The 4,355-nt window shown below is 73.9% G+C and carries 5 protein-coding genes; 2 read left to right on the top strand and 3 right to left on the bottom strand.

All coding sequences use genetic code 11. The features are described from left to right. On the top strand, window positions 1–921 hold a 921-nt coding region (locus NH602_RS28530; RefSeq protein ID WP_305882476.1), incomplete at its 5' end, for a glycoside hydrolase family 16 protein. A 3-nt stretch (window positions 922–924) separates the two neighbouring features. Here the strand turns inward: NH602_RS28530 and NH602_RS28525 are convergent. After that, window positions 925–1,914: a carbohydrate kinase gene (locus tag NH602_RS28525; RefSeq protein ID WP_253069424.1), complete on the bottom strand. Its 990-nt coding sequence runs from the start codon at window positions 1,912–1,914 to the stop codon at window positions 925–927. A gap of 98 nt (window positions 1,915–2,012) precedes the next feature. Here NH602_RS28525 and NH602_RS28520 point away from each other — a divergent pair, with 98 nt between their 5' ends. Next, window positions 2,013–3,014, top strand: a complete 1,002-nt coding sequence (locus NH602_RS28520; protein ID WP_253069423.1) for a GTP-binding protein — start codon at window positions 2,013–2,015, stop codon at window positions 3,012–3,014. 120 nt (window positions 3,015–3,134) lie between these two features. Here the strand turns inward: NH602_RS28520 and NH602_RS28515 are convergent, their stop codons facing one another. Next, entirely contained in the window at window positions 3,135–3,707 is a 573-nt protein-coding gene (locus tag NH602_RS28515) for a hypothetical protein (protein WP_253069422.1), read from the bottom strand. Between the two features lie 164 nt (window positions 3,708–3,871). Next, on the bottom strand, window positions 3,872–4,355 hold a 484-nt coding region (locus NH602_RS28510; protein WP_253069421.1), incomplete at its 5' end, for a small ribosomal subunit Rsm22 family protein.

Genomic DNA, 4,355 nt, shown 5'->3' with positions numbered 1-4,355 from the left:
ACCGGCGGAGATCCGACCGGCCCGGCCGGCGGAGACCCGACCGGCCCGGCCGCGGGCACCGCGACCCCGGGAGGCGACCCGGCCGGCGGGACGGTGAAGACCCCGGCCGACCCCGCCGCACCCCCGGCGTCGTCGCACTGCACCGAGACCGCGGCGCAGGAGCTCGGCTGGGGCGCGCCCGCCCGCGAGTCCGACTTCGACGGCACCACGGTCCCGCCGGACTGGCACCCCTACGGCCCCGAGCCCGGCCACAACAAGAAGGGCACCCGCACCCCGGAGGCGGTCACCGTCGCCGACGGGGCGATGACCATCTCCGCCGACGCCGACGGCAACACCGGCGCCGTCAGCTGGCACCCCGGCCAGCGCTACGGCCGCTGGGAGGCCTGCGTGAAGTCGGACGAGGGCCGGGGCGGGATCAACGCGCTGCTGCTGCTCTGGCCGGTGGCCGAGGACTTCCCGGTCGGCGGCGAGGTCGACTGGATGGAGATCATGGACGACTCCCGCCAGAAGACCAGCTTCTTCCTCCACTACGGACCGGGCAACGACCAGGACTACGGGTCGGTGAAGCACGACTCGACGCAGTGGTCGGCGTACGCGCTGGAATGGACCCCGGAGAAGATCACCGCGTACGTGAACGGGAAGGAGTGGTACTCCAACACCGACACCGACCAGTTCCCGCCGCGCCCGATGAACATGACCATGCAGCTGGACTACTTCGGCAACGCCGGCGGCCCCACCGCGATGCACATGGACTGGGCCCGGCAGTGGGCGCTTTCGCAGAGCACCGTGGCCACGCTGAGCCTGCCGCCCGGCTCGGCCGCGACCGGGCAGCCCCGCGACTTCCCCGACCGGAAGCCGCGCGAGCTGTCGGAGCCCGAGCAGCAGGCGCAGACCGCGATGCTCGCCCGCGAGCACCGCTGAGGCTCAGACCGCGGCGTCGAGCTCCGCGCGGGTGGGCGGGTTCGCGCCGTGCCGCGAGCAGGTGATCGCCGACGCCGCCACGGCCTCGGTCAGCACGGCCTCCAGCGTCGGCCGGTCGATGCGGTAGAGGTCGTCGCGGGCGGTCGCGCCGAGCAGCCCGCGCCGGTGCAGCCCGGCCAGCAGCGCCGCGGAGAAGCTGTCCCCGGCACCGACGGTGTCGACGACCTCGACGGTGCGGCCGGGCAGCACCAGGTGCAGCCCCGACGACGTCCCGGCCAGCACCCCGTTCGCCCCGAGGGTGACCACGACGACCGCCGGACCGAGCTCGAGCCACTCGCCGACGACGTCGCCGGGCTCGCGGCCCGGGTGCAGCCAGCCCAGGTCCTCCTCACTGACCTTCACCACGTCGGCCACGCCGAGCAGCTCGTGCACGCCGGGCAGGATCTCCTCCGGCGTCCCCATCAGCAGCGGCCGGAAGTTCGGGTCGTAGCTCACCGTCGCGGTGTCCACAGCGGAGGCGAGCAGCTCGCGCAGCGCGTCGTGACCGGGCGCGGTGGTCAGCGCCAGCGATCCGGAGTGGACGGCGACGACCGGGCCGGCCGGGCCGTCGTCGAGGGCACCGGCGAGCTCGTCGTCGGTCCACTGCCAGTCCGCGGTGCCCGCGATCCGGAAGTCGTAGGACGCCTGCCCGTCGGCGGCCAGCTCCACGATCGCCAGCGACGACGGCTCGTCCGCCTCGACCGAGTGCGACAGGTCGACGCCGTTGTCCGCGAGATGGTCGCGCAGCTTGCGCCCGAGCAGGTCGTCGGCGAGCCGGGCCAACATCCGGGCCGGCACGTCGAGGCGGGACAGCCCGACCGCGACGTTCGCGGGGCTGCCGCCGGGCGCGAGCTCCCAGTACCCCTGCGCGGGGGCGGGGACGATGTCGACGAGGGCTTCTCCGGCGACGGCGATCACTCCGCGTGGCGGGCGTCCGGCAGCTGTGTCGGGCATGGCCGCACTGTAGTGGTCCGATCGGGGTCCCCGGACAGGTCCGTGACGGGTCACGACCACGTCACGGTGCGTCGACACGCACGTGGTAGGCATGACGGATGCCCCGGAAGATCCCGGTCGTGGTGCTGGCCGGATTCCTCGGAGCCGGCAAGACGACACTGCTGAACCACCTCCTCGCCGCGGGCGGGGACGCGCGGATCGGCGTGGTCGTCAACGACTTCGGGTCGGTCGGCATCGACGCGTTGCGCGTGGCCGGTCAGGCCGGCGACGTCGTCGGGCTCGGCAACGGCTGCCTGTGCTGCGAGGTCGGTGAGGGCGGCGTCTCCTCGGTGCTGGAGAAGCTGACCCGCCGCCGCGACGAGATCGACGTCGTCGTCATCGAGGCCAGCGGCATCGCCGAGCCCGGCACGCTGGTCCAGCTCGTGCTCGACGCGCTGGGCCAGCACCTGAGCTTCGGCGGGCTCGTCGAGGTCGTCGACGCCGCGGAGTTCGAGGACTCGCGGCGCCGCCACCCCCAGCTCGACAAGCACGTCGGCATGGCCGACCTCGTGGTCCTGAACAAGATCGACCGGGTGGGGCCGGGGCCGCTGTGGCGGGTCCGGCGGCTGTGCCGCGAGGCGAACCCGCGGGCCCCGATCGTCCCGGTCCGCGACGGCGCGGTGGACCCGGCGCTGCTGTTCGACATCGAGATCGTGCCGGGCCGCCAGCTGATGCTGGGCGAGCGCGTCGACGAGCCGCACTCCCACCACCTGCACGCCGGCTACCAGAGCCTGACGTTCCTGTGCGACGAGCCGCTCGACGCCGCCCGCCTGCAGGACCTCCTCGACGCCCGGCCGTCCGGGCTGTACCGGATCAAGGGCTCGGTGCGCTTCGCCGCCGCCCCGGACCGGGAACGCTGGGACCTGCACACCGTCGGCCGGTACGTACGGTTCCGCCGGAGCCGGTGGGACCCCGACGAGCCCCGCCGCACCACCCTGGTCCTGATCGGGACCGGGCTGGACGAGGCCGCGTTGGAACGCGCGCTGCGCGCCTGCGTCGCGACCGACTCCGACCGTCGCGACGTCGACGCCCTCCTCCCCGTCGCCCGCTACGCCGTCTGACCCGTCTTCCCCTGCTGCTGTTGCTCCCAGTGTCACTTTCGGGGCGTAGAGCGCTACGAGGGTGACCCTGGGGACATGACGCGGGGCTCGAGCGGCGGGTGGGGGCGGTTGGACCCGAGATCAGACCGAGGTGAGGTCCGGGCCCGTCGCCGGCTCGGCCATCTGGGTCAGCGCGTCGGCGGCCCACGCCTCCCCACCGGCCACGGCGGTCCACAGCAGGACACCGAGGGTGCGGGTCGGGTCGATCCGTCCCGCCTGCCACGACGGCGTCGCCGCGAGCCGCTCGGCGCGTGCGCAGAGTTGCCAGGAGGCGGGGTCGGTCGCGGCGATGTCGCGGGCGAAACGGGTGTGCCCGGTGCGGGCGCGGTAGGCCCGGACCGGGTCGGTGACCGCGTGGATGATCGAGAGCACCCCGATCGCCAGCCCGAGCGCGACGGGCAGGCAGACGAGGAACGCCAGCGCCGACCAGGACCAGCTGTTCTCACCCACGGTGAGCGCCACCACGGCGGCGGCGACGACGGCGGTGCCGGTCATCGCACCGGCCGGGAGCTTCGTGTAGACGAGGTCGCCCGCGTCGTCGACGACGTAGTCGGTGCCGGTGATCAGGGCCGGGTCGTACACGCGGTATCCGGTACGGGTGCGGACGAGGGTGGGCAGGCGGTCGGCGGGGGCGCCGGTGACGAAGTCGTTCATGGTCGTGCTCGATCTGTGAGAATGCTGCTGCTCGCGGCCCACCTGATGGCCGTCTCGCCCGGTCAGTCGCCCACGATGCCGGTCGGTGTTACAGATTCACAACGTTCCTCGGCGCGTCCGGTCTGTGACGTTCGCCTCCCCCGCTTGCGAGCAACCCGGAGGGCTCACCCGGGTGGCCAGGCGTCGCCCCACGCGGTGTCACGGGCGTGCCGGAACAGCTCCTTGCGACTGCGTGGGACGGGTGTGTCCCGCAGCGTCCCGTCCGCCTCGCAGACACGCAGAGTCACCAGTCCCTTGCGTGTGTGCGGGTGCCGGACCACCCGGCCCGGGGCCCGTCCGACGGTGCCGTCGTCGTCACGCACGGCGACGACGTAGGAGAACTTCTCGTCCTCGTGGCCCAGCGAGCCGGCCTTCAGCACCCGGTGGCGCGAGCTGCGCCCGACGCGCACGGCGAAGTGGCACCAGTCGTCACCGGTCACCGGGCAGGCGCCGTCGTGCGGGCAGGGCGCGGCGACGGTCAGGCCCGCGGCGAGCAGCCGGGCACGGGCGTCGAGGATGCGCGCGTGCCCGGCCGGCGTCCCCGGCTCGACGAGCACGACCACCCGCGCGGCCCGGGCGGCGGCGTCGACGACGGCGTCGCGCACCGGC

This window comes from Pseudonocardia sp. McavD-2-B (assembly GCF_024124365.1).
Classification (GTDB): domain Bacteria; phylum Actinomycetota; class Actinomycetes; order Mycobacteriales; family Pseudonocardiaceae; genus Pseudonocardia; species Pseudonocardia alni.
Note: the sequence above shows the minus strand (reverse complement) of the source record. Positions and strands in the feature narration are given on the sequence as shown.

What these genes read in the sequence shown, in the direction of transcription:
- NH602_RS28525 (WP_253069424.1), bottom strand. Translation starts at nt 1,914, where the DNA reads ATGCCCGACACAGCTGCCGGACGCCCGCCACGCGGAGTGATCGCCGTC.
- NH602_RS28520 (WP_253069423.1), top strand. Translation starts at nt 2,013, where the DNA reads ATGCCCCGGAAGATCCCGGTCGTGGTGCTGGCCGGATTCCTCGGAGCC.
- NH602_RS28515 (WP_253069422.1), bottom strand. Translation starts at nt 3,707, where the DNA reads ATGAACGACTTCGTCACCGGCGCCCCCGCCGACCGCCTGCCCACCCTC.